Consider the following 24,514-nt stretch of genomic DNA (forward strand, 5'->3'; position numbering starts at 1 on the left):
TAATTGTTTCATGTGAAACAATTTATACATCCAAGTTTTCAACAAAGGTTGCGTTGTCTTCGATAAACTTCCGTCTAGGAGCCACCTTTTCACCCATTAACATGGTAAAGGCCTCTTGGGCTGCCGAAGCATCATCAGAAGTAACTCTTAATAAACGACGGTGATCTGGATTCATGGTTGTGTCCCACAACTGGGAAGCATCCATTTCACCCAGACCCTTATATCTTTGAATCTGTGGTTTTGGTGAAGCCGGCAACTGACCTAGCAGTTCCTGGAGTTCTTCATCAGAATCAACGTATCGCTGGAATTTGTTTCCCTGACGAACTCGATACAAAGGTGGCTGAGCGATGTAGACGTATCCAGCATCAATCATTGGACGCATGTAATTGTAAATTAAGGTGAGCAGCAAAATCTGAATGTGAGCGCCATCGACATCGGCATCGGTCATGATGATCAACTTGTGATAGTTAACCTTGCTGATATCAAAGTCGTTTCCAAAGCCCGTTCCCATGGCGGTAAACAGGGAACGAATTTCTTCGTTTGCTAGGATTTTCTCCATGGTGGCCTTTTCAACGTTCAGGATCTTCCCACGAATTGGCAAAATGGCCTGGGTTAAACGAGAACGACCCTGCTTAGCTGAACCACCGGCGGAGTCACCTTCGACGATGAACAGTTCAGAAACGTTCGGATCCTTGCTGGTGTTGTTAGCCAATTTGCCGGGCAAACTGTTAATTTCCAGTCCACTTCGTTTTCTAGTTACCTCCCGAGCTCGTTTAGCCGCAGCTCGAGCCTTGGAAGCAACCGAACCCTTTTCAACGATCTGTTCAGCAATCTGAGGATGCTCCATCATGAACTTGGAGAACTCTTGACCAAAGATGTGGTCAGTAGCCGTTCTAGCATCAGAATTACCTAACTTGGTCTTGGTCTGACCTTCAAATTGAGGATCGGGATGCTTGATGGAGACAACGGCCGTCATCCCTTCACGCACATCGTCACCCGAAAGGTTGGGTTCACTGTCCTTAATTAAATTGTTGTTTCTTCCATAGTTATTAATAATTCGTGTCAAAGCCCGCTTGAACCCTTCTTCGTGGGTTCCACCTTCGTAGGTGTTGATGTTGTTAGTAAACGTCAAAAGGGTACTGTGATAATCATTCGTGTATTGAATGGAAACTTCAACCGTAATGCCGTTTTCTTGACCCTCAATGTAAATGGGATCCTTGAAAATTGGGGTTCGACCACGATCCAAGAATTCAACGTAATGACGAATTCCACCTTCGTAGAAGAAGTCGTGTTCAACGGGTTCTTCCGAACGGTCATCTCTGATCGTGATGCGGAGACCCTTGTTTAAGAAGGCCAATTCTCTGACCCGGGTGGTCAAAGTCTTCATGTTAAAGGTCGTGGTTTCGGTAAAGATATCTGGATCCGGAACAAAGTGAACCTTAGTTCCATGGGCGTCTTGAGGTGCATCACCGATGACCTTCATTGGGGTCTTGACGTGGCCTCTTTCAAAGTCCATGTAGTAGCGCTTGCCACCTTTTGTAACCACAACGTCCAGTTCTTTTGACAAGGCGTTTACAACTGAGGCTCCAACTCCGTGAAGTCCGCCAGAAACCTTGTAACCGCCACCGCCGAATTTACCACCAGCGTGCAGGATCGTGAAAACGGTCTCTAGCGCTGATTTACCGGTATCTCTCTGGGTGCCAATCGGAATTCCACGACCGTTATCGGTAACGGTAATACTATTGTCTTTTTCAACGACAACGTTGATTTCATCGGCGAAACCAGCAAGGGCTTCGTCAATTCCATTATCAATAATTTCCCAAACTAAATGGTGAAGTCCCTGTTCGTTAGTGGCCCCAATGTACATCCCGGGACGCTTTCTAACCGCTTCAAGTCCCTTTAAGACTTGAATTTGACTAGCGTCGTATTCGCCGGCACGTTCTCTTTTTGCTGCTTTTTCTTCATCAGTCACTACAATTCCTCCTCAACTACATTACTCGGATACAATGACTCCCTTTTCAATGTGAAAAGTTTTGGGGTTATTAATTAAATTAGATGCCACCCCACTCATGCTTGTGGTGGTCAAAAATGTCTGAACCCGGTCCTGAATGGCCGTTAGCAAGTGGGTCTGCCGACTCTCATCCAGTTCGGATAACACGTCATCAAGTAGAAGAACCGGATACTCCCCGGTTTCTTCTTTCATTAAGTCGATCTCTGCTAGTTTCGTAGACAAGGCGGCGGTTCGTTGCTGACCCTGCGAACCAAACGTCGCAACATCCTTCCCGTTGACCATGAAGTGAAGGTCGTCTCGGTGCGGACCAAAGATGGTCGTTCCCTGCTTCACTTCCTTGTCACGATTGGCCTTGAACTTGGCTAACAAACTCTGATAGATCTGTTCCACCGAGGTCAGGTCCGCCTTCTTTAAGGATGTTACGTATTTAAAGCGTAACGTTTCCTTCTGCTGGGAAATTTCAGCATGAATTGCCTGCGACCACTTCTGTAGCTTGGCAATCAGCTGAATACGCTGAAAAATAATCTCGGCGGCATACGCTGACAGCTGGTCCGACAGAACGTCCAGATAAACCATGTCACTTTGTCGGTGTAACAAGAGTTCCCGCAGATAGGCATTTCGCTGCTTCAAGATCCGGCGATACTGCGTCGTGTTGTACAGGTAGCGATTACTCATCTGGCCGAACTCCATGTCCATAAAGTGCCGACGAACCTGTGGTGATCCCTTTACGATCGACAAATCTTCGGGGGCAAATAAAATCACGTTAAGCTGCCCAACGTATGACGATAGCTTGGGTTGCTCAATGTGATTCACCTTGGCTCGTTTGCCATTTTTACCAAAATCAAGTTCTAGTTCAGTGGTGGTATGATTCTTCTTAACTCGTCCCCATAGTTGCGCATGGTTCTCCTTCCAATTGATCAGATCACGATTGGTAGTCGTCCGATGGCTCTTAGTGAGTGCGAGCGCGTAAATTGCTTCAAGTAGATTGGTCTTTCCCTGGGCATTTTGTCCAAGTAAAACGTTCACTCCGTCTGAAAAATGAACATCAGCATCTTTATAATTACGAAAATTGCGTAATTTCAATTCTTCTAGCTGCATGCTTAACCCTACTTTGTCTTAATAAAAAACATTCCTACGTCTGGAATTGAGACCGTATCACCCTTGTAGAGTTTCTTCCCACGTCGATTCTCAGGTTCGTCGTTTAGGTACACCATGTTTTCCTTTAGGTACCACTTAGCTTTTCCGCCTGATTCCACAATGTTCTCTTCTTTTAGAAGTTGCCCCAAAGTTATGTACGGAGTCGTTATGAAAATGTCTTTTTTCATGAATTCACCCACTTTCAAATCTATTTCTATTATACCCCAAAAATAGGCAAAAGTACACAAATTGGGCGATTTTATGCGTTTTATGCTCATTTGTGCTTTTTCATACATAAGTGCCTCAAATGCACTAAAAAGCTCATATTCGTAAATAAATGGAAATTTGAGCTTTTTGACTAATTTACCAACTTTTTGTAAGTTCAAACTGCACGCACAAAAAAACGACCTCAACTTGGGGTCGTTGATCATCATTTATTAATTTAAAAGGTTCGAACGGGGGTAATGAGTTGAATGAAATCTTCCTTGTTTTCGGTTGGAACCAAGGTAAATGGTCGTAAGGCGGACGTAAACGAAATTTCAATGTCAGTCTGACCGAAGACCCGCAAGGCTTCCTTCATGTAATCGGGGTTAAATGAAATCTCAAGGTCTTCACCCTCAGAACTTTTTGGCTTCAAGTCTTCTTCCACTGTTCCTACGTCAGGTGAATTCCCGGAAATAGTAACCACCTGGTCGTTGGGTTTAATGGTCAACTTAATGACATTATTTCGTGATTCGTGTGAAAGAAGGGAAGCTCGTTCGATGGCTGAAAGTAAGTCGCCCGCTGCAAACTCCATCTTAGTATTAGATGACTTCGGGATCAGACGGGAAGTGTCCGGATAGTTCCCCTCAAGTAAGCGAGAATAGAATCTGGTGTCACCCAGGGTAAAGAGCACTTGATTTTCTGATAAATTCATCTGAATGTTCTGATCAATTCCGTCCAACATGTGGGAAAGTTCTTTTAAACTGTCTCCCGGGATCACCACGTCAAACTTACCGTCGTCATCGGCTGGCAGGCTAACTCTTCGTTGGCTAAGACGGTGACTATCGGTCGCAACGGCCAGTAACTTATTGTTAGCAAGCGTGAAATGAACCCCTGTCAGGATTGGACGACTTTCCTGCTTTGAAACGGCAATGACCGTCTGACCAATGACCTGTCTAAAAATGTCGGCAGCTAGATCAACGGTGTTTTCCGTATCAACTTCCGGAAGGTGCGGATAACCATTGGCATCAAGACCGTTAATGGTGAACTCAGAGTTGCCTGATTTAATGGTCGTTTGAAAATTATCGCCAACTTCTAGTGACATCGTTTTGTCAGGAAGTTTTTTGACAATTTCACTAAAGAAACGGGCCGGTAGAACGATACTACCAGTTGATTTAATCGTTAGTTCGTTGTCAGGATTGCTTGCTTTAACGCTGGTTTGAATTGATACATCAGCGTTACTACCAGTGAGAAGAATGTCACTTTCTGATACGTCCATCTTTAAACCAGTCAAGATTGGAATGGTGGTTTTTGATGAGATTGCTCTTGATACGGTATTGAGTGCTTTGATAAAAGCATTACGGTTCGTTACGAATTTCATTGCCAAATGTCCCCCTGAAAATGTGATGTCTATTTACTTAATTAAAGATATAAAGAACAGTAGAAGCAGTAGGCACTGTTAATACTGTGGATAACTCGGTAATTATTTACGGAATAAAAGTTATTAACTGTGGATAACTTTGTGAGTAACTCATTGAGTTATTTGCAGGTTATCCACACCCGTAATTATAACATTTTTAAATCGAACCACGGTTAGTGCTGTAACTCCGTCTTAATGTCCGAAATTTGTTTGCTTAAGTCAGAATCGTTGGCGGATGCGCGACTAATCTTGTCGTAGGCGTGAATGACGGTGGTGTGATCCTTTCCGCCAAACTCATCGCCGATTTTTGGAAGCGAGTTGTCGGTCATTTCTCGTGACAGGTACATCGCGATCTGACGTGGAACCACGATTGCCTTGACCCGTTTGGTGCCCTTAATTTCTTTGACACTGATGTGATAGTAGGACGCCACCTTCGAAATGATGTCCGAAACGGTCAGAGCGGAGCGTGCCTTCGCTAGTTTGAGCGGTCGAAGTGCGTTTGCGACCAGTTCGGTATCGATGGGTGCGTTGTTTAACTTGGCATACGCCTGCACTCTGGATAAGGCCCCCTCCAGTTCTCGCACGTTGGATTCGATCTGACTGGCAATGTACCCTAGGGCGTCAGCCGGGATGTCCATATTGTCGGCCTTGGCCTTCGCACGCAAAATAGCGGTTCTGGTTTCCAGATCGGGCGCGGTGATGTCAACGGAAAGTCCCCAGGCAAACCGCGAGACCAAGCGATCCTTTAGTTTGGGAACTTCGTTTGGAAGTCGATCGGACGTTAGCACGATTTGCTTATGATTGGAGTAGAGCGCCTGAAACGTGTTGAAGAATTCGTCCTGGGTGCCCTCTTTGTTACCAAAAAACTGGATATCATCCACTAAAAGAACGTCAACGTTTCGGTAGACGTGACGAAATTCATCCATTTTGTTGTTTTGAATGGCGCCGATGAAATCGTTAGCAAATTTTTCACTCGTCACGTACATCACGCGCTGACTGGGATCATGCTTGACGATGTTGTTTCCGATCGCGTGCATCAAGTGGGTCTTCCCCAGTCCAACTCCTCCATATAAGAAGAGCGGATTGTATAATTTTCCGGGTGATTCACTAACAGCGAGAGCCGCAGCTTGGGCCATTTTGTTACCCTGGCCAATCACGAAGGTTTCAAACGTATAGTTTGGTTCTAAGTGGGTATCGGTGTAGCTGTAAGAGTCTTGGCCGCCATCGGCTGGCTTTGCAGCGGGTTTTGATTCCTTTTGTAGTTCTTCCTCTAAAACAAATTTAGGAGAAATGTTCTTATAAGTAATGGAGTATGCGTACTCAACTAATTGACTTTTGAGCATTTTTTCCCAGTAGTCACGATGAAGCGAAGATGGTAATTCGAGTGTCAAGGTATCGCCGTCGTATGCAATTGGTTTCACGGTGGCGATCCAAGTATCGTATGTCGTGCCCTCAAATTTCGGATCCGCTTTAAATTTATTCTTAATTTTGTCCCATAATTCGTTTTGATCCATTGAGAGTGACTCCTTGTGTTTAAATTATGATTGTATTCTAGCATGTAGAAAAAAAGTTTTCCACAGAAAAAACAGGGTGTGTATAAATGTTTCACAGGGTGTTCATTAGTTATCCACACACCTGTTCATAAGTCTAAAAATTAATTTATAATTTGCTGAAATCGACAGTTTGCTGTGCATAACTAATTGTTGTTACAGTGGGGATTGAGGCTTGATAATGAACTTTATCCACAGATTGTGTTTAACGTTGTTAACATGCTGTGTTTTTGTTCAAAAACGTGTTCAATTCATGTTAATTCCCACAGGAGTTATCCACAATAATCCACAGGCAAATTTTATGAAACTTTTTTAAAGCGAACGGAGTGTTGTGTATTAATTTAAAATCCCTATTTGAAGATTATTAGATTTGTGATACTATAAGTTAGAAAAGCTATTGAATAGACAACTTAATATAGGCGATTAATTAGTAAGGAGGGTTAGTAATGAAAAGAACTTACCAACCAAAGAAACGTCGTAGAAACTGCGTTCATGGATTTAGAAAACGCATGAGCACTGGCAAGGGTCGTAGAGTTTTAGCACGTCGACGTCAAAAAGGTAGAAAAGTATTATCGGCATAGGCCACTGACCATTCAGTGGTCTTTTTCATTATTTTTTTGAAAATACTTGGAGATTATTCATGAGAAAATCGTACCGTGTCAAAAAAGAGGCTGACTTTCAAAAGGTTTTCGAAAAACATGATTCGGTTGCTAACCGACAATTTGTCGTGTACCAGCTGGAAAAACCGGGACAGAAACACTTCCGGATTGGAATTTCCGTGGGTAAGAAGATCGGAAATGCCGTTCATCGAAACTGGGTCAAACGGAGAATTCGCCAGTCGATCACAGAACTGAAGCCGGATCTAAGAACGGACGTGGATTTTTTAGTCATTGCACGTCCCAGAGCTGATGGAATGTCACAAAAAGACGTCAAGGCGAGCCTGATTCATGTTTTAAAGTTAGCTCATCTATTAGATTCTGATTATAGCGAGGAATAAAATTGAAAAAATTGAAAAGAATCGCTACTACGGCGATGATTGCCAGCCTTGGTCTGGTGCTCACGGCATGTAGTAACGCTCCAATTACTAACCATAGTAAGGGGATTTGGGATGGCTTAGTTGTCCTTAATTTCTCGAGAGTAATTATTTGGTTATCAAAATTCTTTGGTGATAACTACGGAATCGGAATTATCATCTTCACCATTATTGTGAGAATTATCCTTCTACCACTAATGATGTATCAGACTAAGAGTATGAAGAAGACGCAGGAAATTCAGCCGCAACTGAAGGCCCTGCAGAAGAAGTACTCCAGTAAAGATTCCGAGACAATGGAAAAATTACAGACGGAGCAACAGAAGCTGTATAAGGAAGCTGGCATTAATCCATGGGCCGGATGTTTGCCGATGGTTGTTCAACTACCAGTGATCTTTGCCTTGTATCAAGCCATCTGGCGGACTCACATTCTAAGAACTGGTCACTTCTTGTGGCTGCAGCTTGGTAATCCGGATCCGTACTACATCTTGCCTGTGCTAGCCGCTTTATTCACCTTTCTTAGTTCCTGGTTGTCTATGAAAGGCCAACCAGAATCAAACGGAATGACAACGATGATGACGATTGGGATGCCAATCATTATCTTCTTCACCGCTTTGAACGTACCATCAGCCTTGTCCTTGTACTGGGTGGTTACGAATGCGTTCCAAGTAGTTCAGACGTTGTTAATCCAGAATCCCTGGAAGATCAATCGTGAACGTGAAGAAAAAGAACGTGAAAAACGTCAACACGATCGGGCTGTTAAAAAGGCCATTCGGAAAGCTAAGCAGAGTAAACATCACAAATAATTAACGAATAAAAAAGCAGACGGTGGTCTGCTTTTTTTGTTTTCTCGTAATTTGTAATATTACATCTGTGAATTCCTATTCCTTCAACGATTTGATTTGTGATAATATTAATACCGTTGGACATTTACAAATATAGGAGAAGCAACAATGACGAAATACACCGGAGCCACCATCGAAGCAGCCATCCAAAATGGCTTAAAATCACTTGATACTAATCGTAATAATGTTGAAATTAAGGTTATTAAAACCGCTAGTAAGGGATTTCTAGGATTTTTCAAGCATCCCGCAGAAGTTGAAATGAACGTTAAAACATCTGATCCAGCCCCGAAACGGGCTGAAAGTCAGTTAAAAGTCAAAAAGGAGGCTAGTACGGCTGTTGCTAGTCCGGTCCAAACCGAAGATCGTCACGCCAAAAACGTCGAGGCGGTAAGTGGACTAATTCAATATTTACAGGCCATTACTGATCAAATGGGGATTGAGGCTGAACTAAGCTACGAGATGCCGAACAATCGCCACGTGACCATTAATTTTGATACGCCCAAAGAAGGCTTGTTAATCGGCAAGCACGGTCGGACGATTAACGCCCTGCAGGAATTGAGCAATATTTACCTAAATAACATGGGAATTAGCTACCTGGAAGTTGAACTCGACACGGCTAATTACCGCCAACGTCGGCTTCAGATCCTTACTAGTCTCGCCGAACGGACGGCTAGAGAAGTTGTGGCAACAGGCAAACCAGTTTACTTGGACCCGATGCCCTCTTTTGAGCGCAAACAAATTCACGTGACACTTCAGGACAGTTCAGAAGTGATGACGTATTCAGCGGGACGCGAACCCCACCGTTCGATTGTGGTGGCTCCTCGCTAAATAATTGACAAAATAAAATTTTCGTCCTAGTATATATAGGATTGTAAATTCGAATAGGTAAAGTAGTGAAAGTACTTTATCCACGCACAGGGCGTGGTTTGAGTACTTTTTTTATGCGATTAAATGAGAAAGGAGTTTGGATATGGCACTGACAACGACTGATTACGATACAATTGCAGCAATTTCAACCCCACCTGGTGAAGGTGGCATTTCGATTGTCCGCATTAGTGGATCGGATGCAATGAAGGTGGCTGAGAAGATTTATCGGGGTAAGAACCTTGCAAAAGTTGCTTCTAACACGATTAACTACGGTCACATCGTTGATCCGTCAGACCACAACAGTGAAGTTGATGAAGTGATGGTCTCGGTTATGCGAGCACCGAAGACGTACACCAAGGAAGACATTATTGAGATTAACTGTCATGGTGGGATCGTGGCTACTAACAAGATTCTCCAGCTGGTCCTAAGTAACGGTGCCAGAATGGCGGAACCGGGTGAGTTTACCAAGCGTGCCTTTCTAAACGGCCGTTTGGACCTGTCCCAGTCAGAGGCTGTGATGGACCTAATTGAAGCCAAGACCGATGAATCAATGAAAGCGGCTTTGAATCAACTAGATGGCAACCTTTCACACCTCATTAAGCATCTCAGACAGGACATCTTGGACGTCTTGGCCCAAGTGGAAGTCAACATCGACTACCCTGAGTACGATGACGTGGAGACCATGACGTCGAAACTCCTGATGGACAAATCGAAGGAATTAAAGGCCCAAATCGACCAACTTTTGAAGACGGCGAAGCAGGGAAAAGTCCTGCGGGACGGTCTGAATACCGCCATTGTTGGACGACCAAACGTGGGCAAGTCGAGTCTGTTGAATCGGTTGCTTCACGAGGATAAGGCGATTGTAACCGATGTGCCAGGGACTACGCGAGATGTTTTGGATGAATACGTCAACGTTTCCGGGGTACCACTGCACTTGGTCGACACTGCCGGTATTCGTGATACTGAAGATAAGGTTGAAAAAATCGGGGTCGATCGTTCCCGAAACGCCATCAAACAGGCGGATTTGGTGTTGCTGGTATTGAATGCCAGTGAGCCACTGACTGACGAGGACCGGGAACTGCTTGATCTGACCCAGAAGAGTAAACGGATTATTCTACTGAACAAGACCGATTTACCGGGAAAAATTAATGTTAACGAATTAAAGCAACGTTATCACGCTGAAAATATCATCAAGACCCAGGCGACGAAGGATAACGGAACGCAGTCACTTGAAGATACGATTGCCAAAATGTTCTTCAATGGTGGCATCAAGAGTTCTCAAAACGACGTCATGGTTACCAATGCCCGCCATATTAGTCTTTTACAACAGGCGAGTGATTCCCTTCAGTCGGTTGAAAATGGCTTAAATAACGGGATGCCCGTCGATCTAGTTCAGATTGACATGACGAATGCTTGGGATTTACTTGGTGAGATCACCGGAGACAGTTACGATGGCGAATTGTTGGATCAATTATTTAGCCAATTCTGTTTGGGTAAGTAAGCGATTAACTCAATGGAGGTTACTAAATGAATAAAATGATACAACAAGAAGTGAAGAAGACCTATAACGGTGGCGATTATGACGTCATCGTGGTGGGTGCCGGACACGCTGGTTGTGAAGCCGCTCTGGCAGCCGCTCGCATGGGTCAAAAGACACTCCTTGTCACAATTAACCTTGATATGGTGGCATTTATGCCATGTAATCCATCAGTTGGTGGACCCGCAAAGGGAACCGTGGTCAGAGAGATCGACGCCCTTGGCGGTGAAATGGGAAAGAATATTGACAAGACCTACATTCAGATGCGAATGTTAAACACCGGAAAGGGTCCTGCGGTCAGGGCTTTACGAGCTCAGGCCGATAAGCATGCTTACCATCATGAAATGAAAAATACCCTTGAAAAAGAGCCTAATTTAACTTTGCGTCAGGGAATCGTCGATCGTTTGATTGTTAAAGACGGTCAGATTGAAGGCGTCGTTACCAATACCGGAGCGGAGTACCATTCTAAGGCAGTTGTGATCTGTGCTGGAACTGCCGCCCGTGGCAAAATCATCATTGGTGAGTTGATGTACTCATCTGGTCCAAATAACTCGATTCCAGCCATTCATCTTTCAGAAAACTTGGAAGATTTAGGTTTCGAATTGAAGCGGTTTAAGACCGGAACCCCACCACGAGTGAACGGTGATACCATTCATTACGATGAAGCTGAGGAACAACCTGGGGATGAAACACCTCATCACTTTAGTTACACCACCCCGTATGCTGACTACCTGCCAGTTTCGAAACAAATTTCCTGCTGGTTGACGTATACGAACGAGGAAACTCACCAGATTATCAAGGATAATTTGGATCGTGCTCCCATGTTTACTGGGGTCATTGAAGGTGTGGGACCCCGTTATTGTCCTTCAATCGAAGACAAGGTGGTCCGGTTTGCGGACAAGAAGCGACACCAGGTCTTTTTAGAACCGGAAGGACGCCACAACGAAGAATGGTACGTCGATGGGATGTCGACCTCCCTTCCAGAAGAGGTTCAACAACAGATGTTGCATTCCGTGAAGGGACTCGAGGACGCCAAAATGATGCGTCCCGGTTATGCGATTGAATACGACATCATTTCCCCTTACCAATTGAAACCAACCCTTGAGACCAAGAAGGTCAGCGGATTATTCAGTGCCGGTCAGACCAACGGTACTTCTGGATACGAGGAAGCTGCTGGTCAGGGGCTGATTGCCGGAATTAACGCCGCTTTGAAGATTCAGGGCAAGGATCCGTTGATTCTGCAGCGTGATCAGGGCTACATCGGGGTCTTAATCGATGATTTGGTTACTAAAGGAACCAACGAACCATACCGACTTTTGACGAGTCGTGCCGAGTACCGACTGTTGCTTAGAAATGACAACGCTGATATGCGCTTAACCCCAATTGGTCATGAGTTAGGACTGATTTCAGATGAGCGTTACGCTAAGTTTGTTGCCAAACGCAAGGCGGTTGAAGACGAAATTAAGCGCTTGAATACCGTTCGGATTAAACCAAGTGAAAAAGTTAATCAGTTTGTGGAATCTCAGGGTGACAAACCGCTTAAAGATGGTATTATTGCGGCGCAGTTCTTGCGGCGTCCGTATGTAACATACGATAAACTGCTTGATTTCATTTCAGTACCCGACGAAAAATTGGATCCAGAAGTGGTGGAACAGGTTGAGATTCGAACTAAGTATGCTGGTTACATCAAGAAGGAAGAGGACAAGGTTGCCCGCATGAAGAAGATGGAATCAAAGAAGATTCCGGACAACATTGACTACTCCGTGATTGATGGGATTGCGACTGAGGGTCGTCAGAAGTTGGAGAAGATTCAGCCAGAGACGATTGCTCAGGCGGCCCGCATTAGTGGGGTTAATCCGTCTGACATTGCGATTCTTTCGGTATACATTCAGCAGGGAAAAATTGCGAAAAAGAAATAAAATAAAGCTGGACTATGTGAAAATAGTCCAGCTTTTTGTTTACTGATTACTTAATTTTTTAACTAATGAATAAAAAGTGTTGCATTCGATATGTAAGCGCTTTATACTTATATCAATAAATGAAACACAAAATGTTACAAAGGGGATCATGTTTATGCGATATGGAAGCATTGAAGCAGGTGGAACAAAGTTTGTTTGTGCCGTTGGTGACGACGATTTCAACATTGTTGATAGTGTTCATATTCCAACTACTACGCCAGAAGAAACCTTGGCTAAGGTAGTGGAATACTTTAAGAAGTTTGACCACATTGATGCATTTGGAATTGCTTCATTTGGCCCAATCGATGTTCGAAAAGATTCTGACAAATACGGTTGGATCATCAAGACTCCTAAAAAGGGTTGGAGCAACGTTAACTTTGTTGGAACCATGAAACGCGAGTTTGGTGTACCAGTTTACTGGACTACTGACGTTAACGGTTCAGCTTATGGTGAATACATCAAGCGTCGTCAGTCTAATAACAAGATTGAAGCGGTTAGTTACATCACTGATGGAACCGGAATTGGTGCTGGAACTGTCATTAATGATGAATTCTTAGGAGTTCGTGGAACCCCTGAATTCGGACACATTCGGGTTAAGAGACACAGAGATGACATGGACTTTGATGGAATCTGTCCTTATCACGGTGACTGTCTTGAAGGGGTTGCTTCGGGCCCAACTTTTGAAGCTCGAAATAACATTAAAGGTCAAGATACTCCACCAGATGATCCAGTTTGGAACATCATTGCTTACTATGTGGCTCAAGGTGTCATCAGTTTGACGGTTAACTTCCGTCCTGATCAAATCGTGCTTGGTGGAGGAGTATGTACTCCCCAATTCGTTGAAAAGGTTCGTGACCAATTCAACCTCTTGTTCGATAACTACCTTGATGTTGGTCCGCTTGACGAGTACATTAGTCGTCCGGTTGTACCTCACAATGGTTCCGCAACATTCGGAGACTTTGTGTTAGCTAAAAAGGCTTTAGACGAATCGAAGAAATAAATTAAATGGTTTAAAGGGATGCCTGAGGGCGTCTCTTTTTTTGTGTAAATTAACATTTTGGGTACCGTGTATGGTACCTTAAAAATATGAAGGGTTGAAGTGGTTAAATGAGTGAAGTGTTTTTGTCGATAAACTTACCATTGAAGAATTAATTAACTGTCTGTGATAAAACATCATTTTAGCCAAATCTATATACAACTATTTCCCACAATGATATCATATATTATGAAAGCGTTTGCAAATAGGGAGGCAGTAAAATGAGTAAAAAAGTTGTTGTGATCGGATCCACCAACGTTGATAAAGTTTTAAACGTTGATAAATATGCGTTACCAGGTGAAACCCTGGCGGTCGAAAACCACCAAGAATCTCATGGTGGCGGAAAGGGTGCCAATCAAGCAATTGCTGCAGCAAGATCTGGTGCTGACACAACGTTCATCACGAAATTAGGTGATGACGAAGACGCCAAATTCATGATTGAAGGATTTAAAAAAGACGGAATGAACATTGATTCCGTAATTACTACTCAAGCTCGTCAAACCGGGCAAGCTTACATTACCGTTGACAGTACTGGACAGAACTCGATCTACGTCTATGGCGGAGCAAATATGTCAATGACCCCCGCAGACGTTGATCAACACGAAGACGCCATTAAGAATGCTGACCGAGCAATTGCGCAGTTAGAGATTCCAGTACCAACCATTATTGAAGCATTTAAGATTGCCAAGAAGAATGAGGTTCAAACCATTTTGAACCCGGCACCAGCCAAAAAGTTACCAGAAGAACTCCTACAGTTAACTGACATTATTACCCCAAATGAGACGGAAGCCGAAGCTCTCACTGGGATTAAAGTCATTGATGATGATTCCATGATGAAGAATGCGGAATACTTCTTCAAATTAGGAATTCGAATGGTAATCATTACCGTTGGTGACAAGGGTTCGTTCTACGCCACTCCAGCCAGCCATGCGTTTATCCCAGCATTTAAGGTAAAAGCGGTTGACACGACGGCTGCCGGAGACACCTTCATTGGTGCCTTGGCATCCCGATTGGATTTAAACAGTGCCAACATTCGTGACGCGATGTTGTACGCGAACCACGCCTCTTCTTTGACAGTTCAGGTGGCCGGTGCGCAGAACTCCATTCCTTACGAAAAGGATGTTTTAGACGTTATCAGCAAAACTTCCAAGACCAAGGAAGCCATCGAGAAAGAGAAGAAGCAAGCTGCTGAATATGCGGCTGCACAGGTTCCTAATCACATCGTGCTGGGACTTGGATCGGGTAGTACGGCTGCTTACTTCGTTAAGGCGATTAATGAACGAATCAAAAAGGAAGGTCTCGACATTCAGTGTGTCGCAACTTCCGTTGGAACCGAGAAATTAGCCGAAAGTCTCGGCATGCCAATGCTTGATGTTAATACAATTGATCGCGTTGATTTAACGGTTGACGGCGCTGACGCTGTTGACGATAAGCTCAACGGGATCAAGGGTGGTGGAGCTGCCCTTCTCTTTGAAAAATTAGTTGCCACCATGTCGGACAAGAACATCTGGATTGTTGATTCCACTAAGTATCACAAGACCTTAGCGGGTCAGAAGTTACCAGTTGAAGTAATTCCATTCGGTGGAATGGGTGTCTTCCGTTACTTAAACGAAGCTGGGTACAAGCCCGAGTTCCGCTTTAGAGACGACGGTGACATCCTTCAGACGGATTCAGGAAATTACCTCATCGATATTACGATCCCAGATGACGCTGATTTAGCTAAATTAGCTCACAACCTAAAGAATTATACTGGGGTTGTTGAACATGGATTGTTCCTGAACATCTGTGATCAGTTAATCATCGGTGGCGATAAGGTGAGAGTGATTGATCGTCCCAAAGAAGAAACTAAGAAATAAGTAAAATTCCGGATCGGCTAGAGATGGCTGGTTCGGTTTTTTTATTTTTACTAGGGTATAATTATTAGAAGAGAATGGAGGTAAGGCCAATGATAATTAATGTGATTTTAGGAAGCACCAGGGATGAAAGCCTTGGTAGACGGCTCTTTAAGTATCTTCTTGGTAGACAGGATGAGTTCGAAAAAGTAAATGATGTTAAGTTTAATTTTATAAGTTTATCGGATTATAATTTGCCGTTTTTCTACGAAAGCATGGCACCGATGGACAACCCCAATCGAGTATTAAAGCCTAATGAACAAAGATGGGTTGATGACATGCGGAAGGCGGATGGATATATCTTTTTGGTTCCCGAATATAACCATTCCTTTCCTGCCGTTTTGAAGAATGCACTCGACTTCTTGGCGTTTGAAGCAAAGGGTAAACCCGCCAAAATTATTACCTACTCTAATAATTCGCGTGGTGGTCAATTCTCGTACCCGGCACTATTGCCGACGCTTGGACAATTGGGCTTTTTCACTCTCCCAAAACCGACATCAGTTCGAAATGTCGACAAGAATTTTGGTGTAGATGGAAACTTTGTGAAGGATGCACCGGGAATGCATGGCGATATAAAGAAGTTGAATCGAGCTTTCGCCGAGAGTGCTTTTTACAGTAAGTTATTTAAGGAGCATCCCTTTAAATGTGATGCCAGTATTTATGATAAATAAGTAAAAATTAATGTAGTTTACTTATTTTGTATATTAACTTTTTTATGTATAATTATAGTATGCAATATTTATAAATGTATATGGTAAGAAGTGTGGATATTATTGATTTGTATATTGATGAATCTGGAAATTTAGGTGCACAGGGACGTTATTTTACGATAGCTGGAATATGCTGTGAGAATAGACAACAAAGTAAAAAATTAAAAAATAAGATTAAAAAATGCAGTAGAAAAGCTAAGGGAAAATTTAACAATTGTTATACTAATAATGGAGAAGTTAAATCTGCTGAATGTAACATAATAATTAAAGATTATTATTATCGAAGTATAAGTAATATCATTTCAAGTATTTATTATGTTGTAGTTGATTTAGAACAAGTTTATGGGAATTTAAGAGATCATCAGAATATTTTGTATAATTATTTATTATCTTTTTTAGTGAGAGATATATTAAAGGACTATGATAATTTATCTAACTTAAAAATTCATCTTGATAATAGGACTATAAAAGTTGGTCATGAAAAAACATTTGGTGAGTATATAAAACAAAAAGTATGGGGAGATTTTAATAGGCCATTCGTAAATATTAATGTTGAATATGTCGACTCTCAAAGAAATTACAAAATCCAAGCTGCTGATTTTGTTGTAAATAATATTAATTCTCATTACTTATACGGTAAAAATATAGATTCAAATTTAACAAAAGTGATAAAAAAGAAATGCAAATTTCCATACAAAACTTTTGGTAAATAGTTTACTATTATAATAAATTAAGATACTATTATAATAGTATCTGGGCGAGTAAGACTCGAAATAGTGTGTTACTTTATTTATGACATAAGCTGCTTTTTGCAAGCCATATTTTAAGCATCGTCCATTAGAACCTCGTTGCATTATGTAACGAGGTTTTCTTATATTATGAGCATAAAAAATAACCCTTTTGTTTCACATGAAACAATTTGCCAAAGCACCTGTTATTACTGGCTTGAAGTGACGTGGTACACTACTTAATGTAAAAATAAATTGAAATGAGGAAAAATAAAAATGAAATCAGTTGCAGTATATTGCGGCGCTGCTCCCGGCAACGATCCCGCATATCAAAACGCTACCAAGAAATTAGCTAAATGGTTGGTCAATCACGATTTGACATTAGTTTATGGTGGAGGCGGAGTTGGACTCATGGGTCTGCTTGCCAGTACCGTCTTGGAACTAGGTGGCGTCGTTCATGGAATTATGCCCAAAGAACTTGTTGATCGCGGTGCCAGCATGGACGGACTTACTAGTCTAGAAGTTGTTCCTAACATGGATATTCGGAAACAAAAGATGCTTGCTCAGTCCGACGGATGCATCGCACTTCCTGGTGGTCCAGGAACTTTGGAAGAAATTTCTGAAGCATTTTCATGGGCGCGAATTGGTGATAATGACGATCCATGCGTAATCTACAACGTGCAAGGATACTATGATACCTTGAAGAAGATGTTCGACGAAATGACCGAAAAAGAATTTTTGACGGTAGAAGATCGCAAGAAGTTACTCTTTTCGGACTCACTGCCAGAAATCTATAAATTTATGACCACATACACAGCACCAAAGATTCGAACTTATACGAAATAAAATACGTAAAAAGCATCCTCACTTTTTTGGAAGTGGGGATGCTTTTTGTGTTCCATTATCTGAAATAATTAGGTATGATTATATACAGAGCGACAATTGATTTGATCACCAATTGGAGCTTTAGTAGGTTTACTGTGTTGAACCTCATCTCCACCTTAATAATTAACGAAGAGGTGAGTCGTTTGAATACAGAAGAAAGTTGGTTATTGGGATTGTACCATTAGCAGTAGTGGTTCTTATTGTCTCGCGTGCAGCAATTAATTTTGCCAAAGCATACGCGATAATAAAAAAAGCTAACCGCAAAGATTAGCTTTTTATCCACAGTAACGCACTAAACCTATGCAGAAGAGATGGTAACAGCATCTCTTCTTTTTTATTTAGTATATTATTATTCTATTTCCGTTGATGAAGAATGTCAATTATTATTTAACATAAAAAATCATTCCGTTATATGAGATAATAAAAAAAGCTAATCATAAAGATTAGTTTTTTGTCCAATAACACATAAATCTGCGCGGGAAGAGATGTCTACAGCATCTCTTCCTTTTTTATTACTCTTTAATTCTATTTCTAATTCACTAGCTTGTCAATTATTTTATTATTTGGAGTTAAATTAACTAATAAAATAGTTTCACATGAAACAAATTAGTTTTATTAAAAGAAATTTTGACTTGGACAGCACGTATTTAATGGTGTGACCCATTTAATTATTATAATTACTAATATTCGTTAATTAATTAATAAATTGAACAAAATACTTATAAAAATCCAAATAATGGATAAAATACGAACAATATAAAGATATATGTTGAAAATTGTATGTATAATGGTATTATTAATTTGTCTGGTACAACAATTTTGGGAGGGACTTCGTAATGAAACTTAAGAAAGTTTTGAAATGGATCACCGCAGGAGCAGCACTCACCTTTTTATCAATCGGATTAGTGGGCTGTGGCAAGCAGTCTAGCAATTACAAACCCAAGAAGTTAACGGTCGGATTTACGCCATCAGTTAACGCAGGGCAAGCGAATGCTGAAGCCAAACCACTTGCCAAACAATTAGAGAAACAGTTACATATCCCTGTCACAGTCAAGGTTTCAACGGATGGGAACTCACTCGTTCAAGCCATGGGATCCAAGACTTTAGATGTTTCGGAGATGAACCCTGGTGACTTTGTATTAGCACAAAAGAATTATCAGGTGGCCCCACTGGTTCAAGCTACCAGACAGGCTCGCGATTCGAAGACTTTACAGCTTACTAATAAAACATCAGATCATTTTTACTCGACAGTCGTTGTTCGTAAGGACAGTGGGATTAATAATATTAATGATTTAAAAGGTAAAAAAATCGCGATCGGAACGCCTAATTCAACGGCTGGTTACGTCTACCCCGTTGTGGAACTCATGAAACACGGAATTAACATCAACAAGGATGGCATTAAGACCGATGTTATTAATGGTTATGATCAAGCTGTCCTTTCCGTTTTAAACAAGAACAACGATGCCGCCTTTACTTTCCAAGGTGCTCAGACCCTTGTTCAAAAGGACGATCCGAACGTTATGAAGGACACAAAGGTTATCTATACGACTAAGGCTATTCCTAATGATGTCGTAGCCACTCGAAGTGACATGTCGAAGTCATGGAAAAACAAGATTGCTAAAGCATACGAAAACATGGCTAAGACGAAAGAGGGACACGATATCATCTTCAAGATTTATCAAGAAGAGGGATACGTTCCATATCAGAAAGCTCAGTTCAAGCAACTCCATTCGTACATGGATCAAGCCAACAAGATTAGCAAGACGAAAGAATAATTAAGGAGGAGTAAATTGAGCGATTCCGACATTTTACAAGTGAATCATGTGACCAAGCTTTATCCGAACGGTATCAAAGGATTAGACGATATTAGTTTTAATGTGAAACGTGGCGAATTCATTGCCGTGGTCGGACTATCCGGAGCGGGGAAAAGTACGCTTTTTCGTTCCATCAATCGAATGCAGGATATCACTAATGGTGAAATTTTCATCAATGGTACTGACATTTCTAAGTTAAAGGGTAAGGAACTCCGACACTTTCGACGCAAAATTGGCATGATTTTTCAAAGCTTTAATTTAGTTAATCGTCTTACAGTTCAAAAAAACGTCTTAAGTGGAAGGGTCGGCTATTATCCAACCTGGAAGACCATTTTGGGACTTTACAGTAAGGAAGACAAAGAAAAAGCGGTCCGATCACTGGACCACGTAAATATGTTAAAAAAGCTGTACGATCGGGCTGACTCATTGTCCGGGGGACAGATGCAGCGGGTCGCCATTGCCCGGACAATGATGCAAGAACCTGACCTGGTTTTGGCTGACGAGCCCGTGGCCTCGCTCGATCCCAAAACGAGTGAGGGCGTCATGAAAGATTTAAGAAATCTAAACGTCAAGGATCACGACACGGTGCTCGTTAACTTACATTCCATTGACCTGGCACTTGAGTTTGCCGATCGAATTATCGGAATTCGGGACGGAAAATTAGTGTTTGATAAAGCGGCTGCTCAGTCGACGCCCGATGATCTAAAGGAGATCTATGAGGGAGGCAATAGCTAATGCATACTAGCGAAGTGCCCAAGCGATCATTTGTTAAAAAATATCATATTAAGGGCATTATCGTGATTGCCATCCTAATTGTCCTGTTTCTTTACTCGCTGAAGATTTGTGGGGTCGATCCAAGTTTATTTGTCTCTAACATTGCTCAGTTTGGGGTTTTAATCGGTCAGATGAGCAATCCAGACTGGTCCTACTTTAGTTTCATCTGGGATCCACTGGTCCAGACGGTTCAGATGGCTATCTTGGGAACCACGATTGGAACGATTTTTGCAATTCCAGCGGCCTTTCTGGCGGCTCGTAATCTGGATCACAGTATGGTTGTTCATGGCACATCACGCTTTGTCTTAGATATTGTTCGAACGTTGCCATCTCTACTGCTTGCTGCCATCCTGGTAGCCATCTTTGGCATTGGTCCCACAACTGGAACGATCACCCTGGCGATTTTCTCGTTTGGAATGATTTCCAAGCTTTTCTACGAAGTGTTGGAGACGGTCGATATGGGTCCAGCAGAAGCAATGAAGGCTTCTGGTGCCAGCATTATCCAAATTATTCGGTTGGCGATTATTCCCCAAATTGCGGGACAGTTCTGCAGTTTCTTCTTGTACACCCTCGAAGTGAACGTTCGTTCTTCAACCGTCTTAGGATACGTTGGAGCAGGTGGATTAGGATTGTACCTGCAGCAGACCATTGACGAATTTAATTATTCAGAAACGGCGGTTGTAATTCTAGCAACGTTTGCAACTGTCCTAGTAATCGACATCCTTAGCAATTATCTAAGGAGGAAACTACAGTGACCATTCCCAAAATTAACGAAAAACAAAAGCGTCGAGATCGCTACAGTTGGATCATCTGGGGCATTATCATTATTGTGATCTATGGCTGGTGTTTTTCTGACATGAAATTTAGTCATATTCAGGAATCGGCTGGGATGGTTTCGAAATCCATCTTCATGGGACTAATTCATCCCGACTGGGCTTATATCTATAACGGCAGTGGAGAAGACCTCGTTTCCCAACTGATTATGACGCTGGCAATTGCGTTTTTAGGAACCATCATTGCCGCCATCATCAGTGTTCCCTTTGCCTTCTTTGCTTCTAGAAGCAAGAACAGTAAGTATAACGTGACTTCCAAAGTGGGAACCTTTCTTCTGACCGCAATCCGAGCTTTCCCCGAGATTGTACTGGCAATTATGTTCATTAAAGCCGTGGGACCCGGTAGTTTTGCTGGTGTTATGGCCCTTGGAATTCATTCAATTGGGATGTTAGGAAAATTGTTCTCAGAGTCAATTGAAGAAATGAATCATAGTTCGGAATACTCAATTGTGGCCGCCGGTGGCAGTAAACCCCAGGTTTTCGCGTTATCAACGTGGCCCACGATCCTACCAGCTTTGATTTCATACACCTTGTATAGTTTTGAAATCTCCGTTCGTTCTGCCTCCATCCTTGGTTTGGTAGGAGCTGGCGGAATTGGTGCGCCGATGATCATGGCTTTGAACACTCGAAACTGGCCACGAGTTGGAATCATCCTGTTCGGAATCGTCGTCATGGTAATGGTGATTGATGGCTGTTCTGGTTATATTCGGAAGAAATTAGTTTAAATGATAATTAAAACAAAATACCAACTAATCTAAAATGGGTTAGTTGGTATTTTTTACGTTTATAGTATAATTTATCTAAGGAATGAATTTAATCGAGAGAAGAGTGTCCATATGCGTTTACTTAAATCATTAGGTAAGTTTGTCTTGTCACCACTGATATCAGCGGTGATGGTCTTTGGTAGTTTTCCTGAATTATTTGCGGTCTTAAACATCAAGGCCAGTCCCACACTCAGTCCAGCCATGTTTTTCATCATTCTGATCTACGGAATTATCGTGTTCGCGGTCGTTTACGCGCTGTTCTATAACGTGCTCTTCAAAAAGACGAAGCCGATTGAGACTAAAAATAGTAGGTACGCGTCACGGGGAATGTTGATTGTCAATATCGTATACGTGATTGCGGCCCTGATTCTTGGACTAATCATGATTGGGATGAAGATCCCACAATTTATTGATACAATGATAACCGGCTTTTCGGTGATTGGGATGCCCATTTTATTAATCTTGAACCTGGTTGATTTTATGTGTTATCCAACTAAGAAAACCTACGTAATTAACGGGCTTTTCTTTGCCTTCGCCACCATTGTTTATGTGATGTTGTGGTGGAACTAATGCTACTGGTTTCTAAATTTTATTAATGGAAGTCTAAGCTAACTATCTTTGACGAGATTGTTAGCTTATTATTTTTATTACTTGATTAGTTTAGTACAATGAGTATGTTAAGATTATTTATAAAAAATATTATTTAATAAAAAAGAGGTCATCTGATTTTGAATGCTAAAAAACATCAGGTTCTAACGTTAAGCGTCCTATTTTCGCTTATCTTTTTAGTCATCCCACTCATCTTTAATCCCGACACGGTCACTGCCAGTAGCCGGCAGCCACCCATTTCACAAAATGAAATTAACATAAGTGCCAAGAGTGCCATTGCCGTTGACGCTACCAGCGGTCAAATTATTTACGATAAGAATGCCAAGCAACAGCTTCCCATCGCCTCCCTCAGCAAACTTATCACTACATATATTGTTTTAAATCAAATTCAGGCCAAAAAGATTTCATGGGACAGCAAGGTCCAAATCAGTCCAAAAGTGGCCAATTTAAGTCAGGGAAGTGATTTTACCAACGTTCCTCTCCAAGCCGGGAAGTCCTACACGGTCAAGCAACTCTACGATGCCAGTCTAATTTGTTCCGCTAACGCCGCTGCCATGGCGCTAGGAGAATATCTGGCGGGACCTAACCACGACTTTGGCAAGATGATGAGCCAGGAAGTTAATAAGTTAGGTATCAAAAACGCTCGACTATATAACGCCTGTGGACTGTCCAACAGTGATCTGGGGGCTTTAAAGGATCCCAACCTGAAAGACAATGCGGAAAACACCATGTCAGCGGAGGGTCTAGCCCAATTATCGCAAAAGTTAATCACAAACCATCCAGAAATTTTGAAAACCACCTCAATGACGTCTTTGAAGTGGGATGGTAAAGTTTATAAAAATACGAATTTGTTGTTAGGACAAACTCATCCGTTCAAAATTGACGGTCTCAAGACCGGTACCAGTGACACGGCTGGTGAAAACTTCGTGGGAACCGGGACCAGCAATCACGATCGGATTATTACCGTGGTACTGGGAGCTCCAAGGGATCAACGGTTTACCCAGACTCAGCTGATGCTAAATCAGATTAGTCAAAATCTATTTCCGACGACGATTGGAGCCAACGTTTTGCCCACTAAAACGGTGAACGTCGTTAACGGGGTTCATAAGACAACGAAAATTGGCCCAACTTCACCGAAAACGTACTGGTTACCGCAAGGCGAAAAGGTAAAAACTGATTTTGTTTCAAATACTAATTCCAAGATTTTTAAGACGCCACTTGCACCCATCATTAAGGGTGAAAAAGTTGGAACGGTGAATATTAAAGCTGGTTCAGATGAACTCGATTTGCTTCCCGGAAGTGAAACGAGTGTTCCGGTTGTTTACAAAGTGGCTAACCCAGTCAACGTGATGAAGATGATCATGGGAGCGCTTGAGTTACTTGTGATCTTGTTGTTGCTAATTTATTTAATTTTTCAAATTAGAAAGTTCAACCTTCGCCGGCATTAAGCCACGTGAAATGAACCGAAATGCAGGACTATCTCAAAATTAGACAATTGATCCTTTCAAAGACCTATACCGATCTTCAATCGGTGTAGGTCTTTTTTATTATCAAAAATTCTTATGGTTATTTTGGCTGTCATGGCAACCATGAAGAGACGAAATGAGGTAAATTTGAAATCACAAATCATTTGTGATTTCTTTTTTTCTTATTGAGGGGGAAGGACAGTAATTCGATAAATGCCTATAATGGTCGACTTCTAAGACAATAATTATTCTTAAATTGTTATCAAAGTCACAATAATTTTAATTCAAAATTAATCACAATCCATTTAAAAAGTTACATAATTAAATATGTGTAACATAAAAAATTATAATGCTCTTGAATATGTAACAGTGGTGTGAGAGGCTACTCAACGGGGACTTTTCCGTTAAGTAATTAATTGCTCGATGGTAAGAAGAATGATTATTAAA

Annotated in this window: 22 protein-coding genes; 17 read left to right on the top strand and 5 right to left on the bottom strand. The window is 41.9% G+C overall.

From position 1 onward, the window contains the following. Positions 1 to 22: 22 nt before the first annotated feature. The 5 genes from gyrB to dnaA all read right to left on the bottom strand — a co-directional run bounded on the left by gyrB (position 23) and on the right by dnaA (position 6,283). Complete coding sequence (gyrB, locus tag LfDm3_RS01830; protein WP_039143575.1) at positions 23 to 1,972, bottom strand: DNA topoisomerase (ATP-hydrolyzing) subunit B; 1,950 nt, start codon at positions 1,970 to 1,972, stop codon at positions 23 to 25. A 21-nt stretch (positions 1,973 to 1,993) separates the two neighbouring features. Next, positions 1,994 to 3,109 (bottom strand): DNA replication/repair protein RecF, encoded by a 1,116-nt coding sequence (gene recF / locus LfDm3_RS01835; RefSeq protein WP_039143578.1) that lies wholly within the window; start codon positions 3,107 to 3,109, stop codon positions 1,994 to 1,996. A gap of 8 nt (positions 3,110 to 3,117) precedes the next feature. Then, a complete protein-coding gene (yaaA, locus tag LfDm3_RS01840; RefSeq protein ID WP_039143789.1) occupies positions 3,118 to 3,336 on the bottom strand; it encodes a S4 domain-containing protein YaaA in 219 nt (72 codons plus the stop codon). A gap of 254 nt (positions 3,337 to 3,590) precedes the next feature. Beyond that, on the bottom strand, positions 3,591 to 4,730 hold the full coding sequence (gene dnaN / locus LfDm3_RS01845; protein ID WP_039143581.1) for a DNA polymerase III subunit beta: 1,140 nt from the start codon (positions 4,728 to 4,730) through the stop codon (positions 3,591 to 3,593). Positions 4,731 to 4,942: 212 nt separating this feature from the next. Next, a complete protein-coding gene (gene dnaA / locus LfDm3_RS01850) occupies positions 4,943 to 6,283 on the bottom strand; it encodes a chromosomal replication initiator protein DnaA (protein WP_010022182.1) in 1,341 nt (446 codons plus the stop codon). 482 nt (positions 6,284 to 6,765) lie between these two features. On the opposite strand from dnaA, the gene rpmH reads away from it, so the two are divergent. The 17 genes from rpmH (at position 6,766) to LfDm3_RS01935 (ending at position 24,049) form a co-directional block, all read left to right on the top strand. Beyond that, complete coding sequence (rpmH, locus tag LfDm3_RS01855; protein WP_039143583.1) at positions 6,766 to 6,900, top strand: 50S ribosomal protein L34; 135 nt, start codon at positions 6,766 to 6,768, stop codon at positions 6,898 to 6,900. 59 nt (positions 6,901 to 6,959) lie between these two features. After that, the gene (gene rnpA, locus LfDm3_RS01860) at positions 6,960 to 7,316 is read left to right on the top strand and encodes a ribonuclease P protein component (RefSeq protein ID WP_039143585.1); all 357 of its coding nucleotides are present in this window, start codon (positions 6,960 to 6,962) and stop codon (positions 7,314 to 7,316) included. 2 nt (positions 7,317 to 7,318) lie between these two features. After that, entirely contained in the window at positions 7,319 to 8,155 is an 837-nt protein-coding gene (locus LfDm3_RS01865; RefSeq protein ID WP_039143587.1) for a YidC/Oxa1 family membrane protein insertase, read from the top strand. A 147-nt stretch (positions 8,156 to 8,302) separates the two neighbouring features. Continuing rightward, positions 8,303 to 9,022 (top strand): RNA-binding cell elongation regulator Jag/EloR, encoded by a 720-nt coding sequence (gene jag, locus LfDm3_RS01870; protein WP_039143590.1) that lies wholly within the window; start codon positions 8,303 to 8,305, stop codon positions 9,020 to 9,022. A 142-nt stretch (positions 9,023 to 9,164) separates the two neighbouring features. Beyond that, on the top strand, positions 9,165 to 10,562 hold the full coding sequence (gene mnmE, locus LfDm3_RS01875; RefSeq protein ID WP_039143592.1) for a tRNA uridine-5-carboxymethylaminomethyl(34) synthesis GTPase MnmE: 1,398 nt from the start codon (positions 9,165 to 9,167) through the stop codon (positions 10,560 to 10,562). Positions 10,563 to 10,588: 26 nt separating this feature from the next. Continuing rightward, entirely contained in the window at positions 10,589 to 12,517 is a 1,929-nt protein-coding gene (gene mnmG, locus LfDm3_RS01880) for a tRNA uridine-5-carboxymethylaminomethyl(34) synthesis enzyme MnmG (RefSeq protein ID WP_039143594.1), read from the top strand. Positions 12,518 to 12,671: 154 nt separating this feature from the next. Beyond that, a complete protein-coding gene (locus LfDm3_RS01885) occupies positions 12,672 to 13,556 on the top strand; it encodes an ROK family protein (RefSeq protein ID WP_039143597.1) in 885 nt (294 codons plus the stop codon). A gap of 257 nt (positions 13,557 to 13,813) precedes the next feature. Beyond that, positions 13,814 to 15,448, top strand: coding sequence for a ribokinase (rbsK, locus tag LfDm3_RS01890; RefSeq protein WP_039143599.1), 1,635 nt, complete (start codon positions 13,814 to 13,816; stop codon positions 15,446 to 15,448). An 89-nt stretch (positions 15,449 to 15,537) separates the two neighbouring features. Next, positions 15,538 to 16,155 carry an NADPH-dependent FMN reductase gene (locus LfDm3_RS01895; RefSeq protein ID WP_039143602.1) on the top strand — a complete coding sequence of 206 codons (618 nt, stop codon included), beginning with the start codon at positions 15,538 to 15,540 and terminating at the stop codon, positions 16,153 to 16,155. Positions 16,156 to 16,262: 107 nt separating this feature from the next. Next, positions 16,263 to 16,907: a DUF3800 domain-containing protein gene (locus tag LfDm3_RS01900; protein WP_191978911.1), complete on the top strand. Its 645-nt coding sequence runs from the start codon at positions 16,263 to 16,265 to the stop codon at positions 16,905 to 16,907. Positions 16,908 to 17,198: 291 nt separating this feature from the next. After that, a complete protein-coding gene (locus tag LfDm3_RS01905) occupies positions 17,199 to 17,768 on the top strand; it encodes an LOG family protein (protein WP_039143605.1) in 570 nt (189 codons plus the stop codon). A gap of 875 nt (positions 17,769 to 18,643) precedes the next feature. Beyond that, positions 18,644 to 19,582: a phosphate/phosphite/phosphonate ABC transporter substrate-binding protein gene (locus tag LfDm3_RS01910; RefSeq protein ID WP_039143608.1), complete on the top strand. Its 939-nt coding sequence runs from the start codon at positions 18,644 to 18,646 to the stop codon at positions 19,580 to 19,582. Positions 19,583 to 19,597: 15 nt separating this feature from the next. Continuing rightward, positions 19,598 to 20,356 carry a phosphonate ABC transporter ATP-binding protein gene (gene phnC, locus LfDm3_RS01915; protein WP_039143610.1) on the top strand — a complete coding sequence of 253 codons (759 nt, stop codon included), beginning with the start codon at positions 19,598 to 19,600 and terminating at the stop codon, positions 20,354 to 20,356. Then, complete coding sequence (gene phnE, locus LfDm3_RS01920) at positions 20,356 to 21,150, top strand: phosphonate ABC transporter, permease protein PhnE (protein WP_039143613.1); 795 nt, start codon at positions 20,356 to 20,358, stop codon at positions 21,148 to 21,150. Before phnC ends, phnE (LfDm3_RS01920) begins: the two co-directional genes overlap by 1 nt. Continuing rightward, entirely contained in the window at positions 21,147 to 21,953 is an 807-nt protein-coding gene (gene phnE, locus LfDm3_RS01925) for a phosphonate ABC transporter, permease protein PhnE (RefSeq protein ID WP_156112336.1), read from the top strand. Before phnE (LfDm3_RS01920) ends, phnE (LfDm3_RS01925) begins: the two co-directional genes overlap by 4 nt. Positions 21,954 to 22,064: 111 nt before the next feature. Next, positions 22,065 to 22,562, top strand: coding sequence for a hypothetical protein (locus LfDm3_RS01930; protein ID WP_039143615.1), 498 nt, complete (start codon positions 22,065 to 22,067; stop codon positions 22,560 to 22,562). A 158-nt stretch (positions 22,563 to 22,720) separates the two neighbouring features. Beyond that, entirely contained in the window at positions 22,721 to 24,049 is a 1,329-nt protein-coding gene (locus LfDm3_RS01935; RefSeq protein ID WP_039143618.1) for a D-alanyl-D-alanine carboxypeptidase family protein, read from the top strand. Positions 24,050 to 24,514: the final 465 nt, after the last annotated feature.

Source organism: Fructilactobacillus fructivorans, assembly GCF_000814735.1.
Classification (GTDB): Bacteria; Bacillota; Bacilli; order Lactobacillales; family Lactobacillaceae; genus Fructilactobacillus; species Fructilactobacillus fructivorans.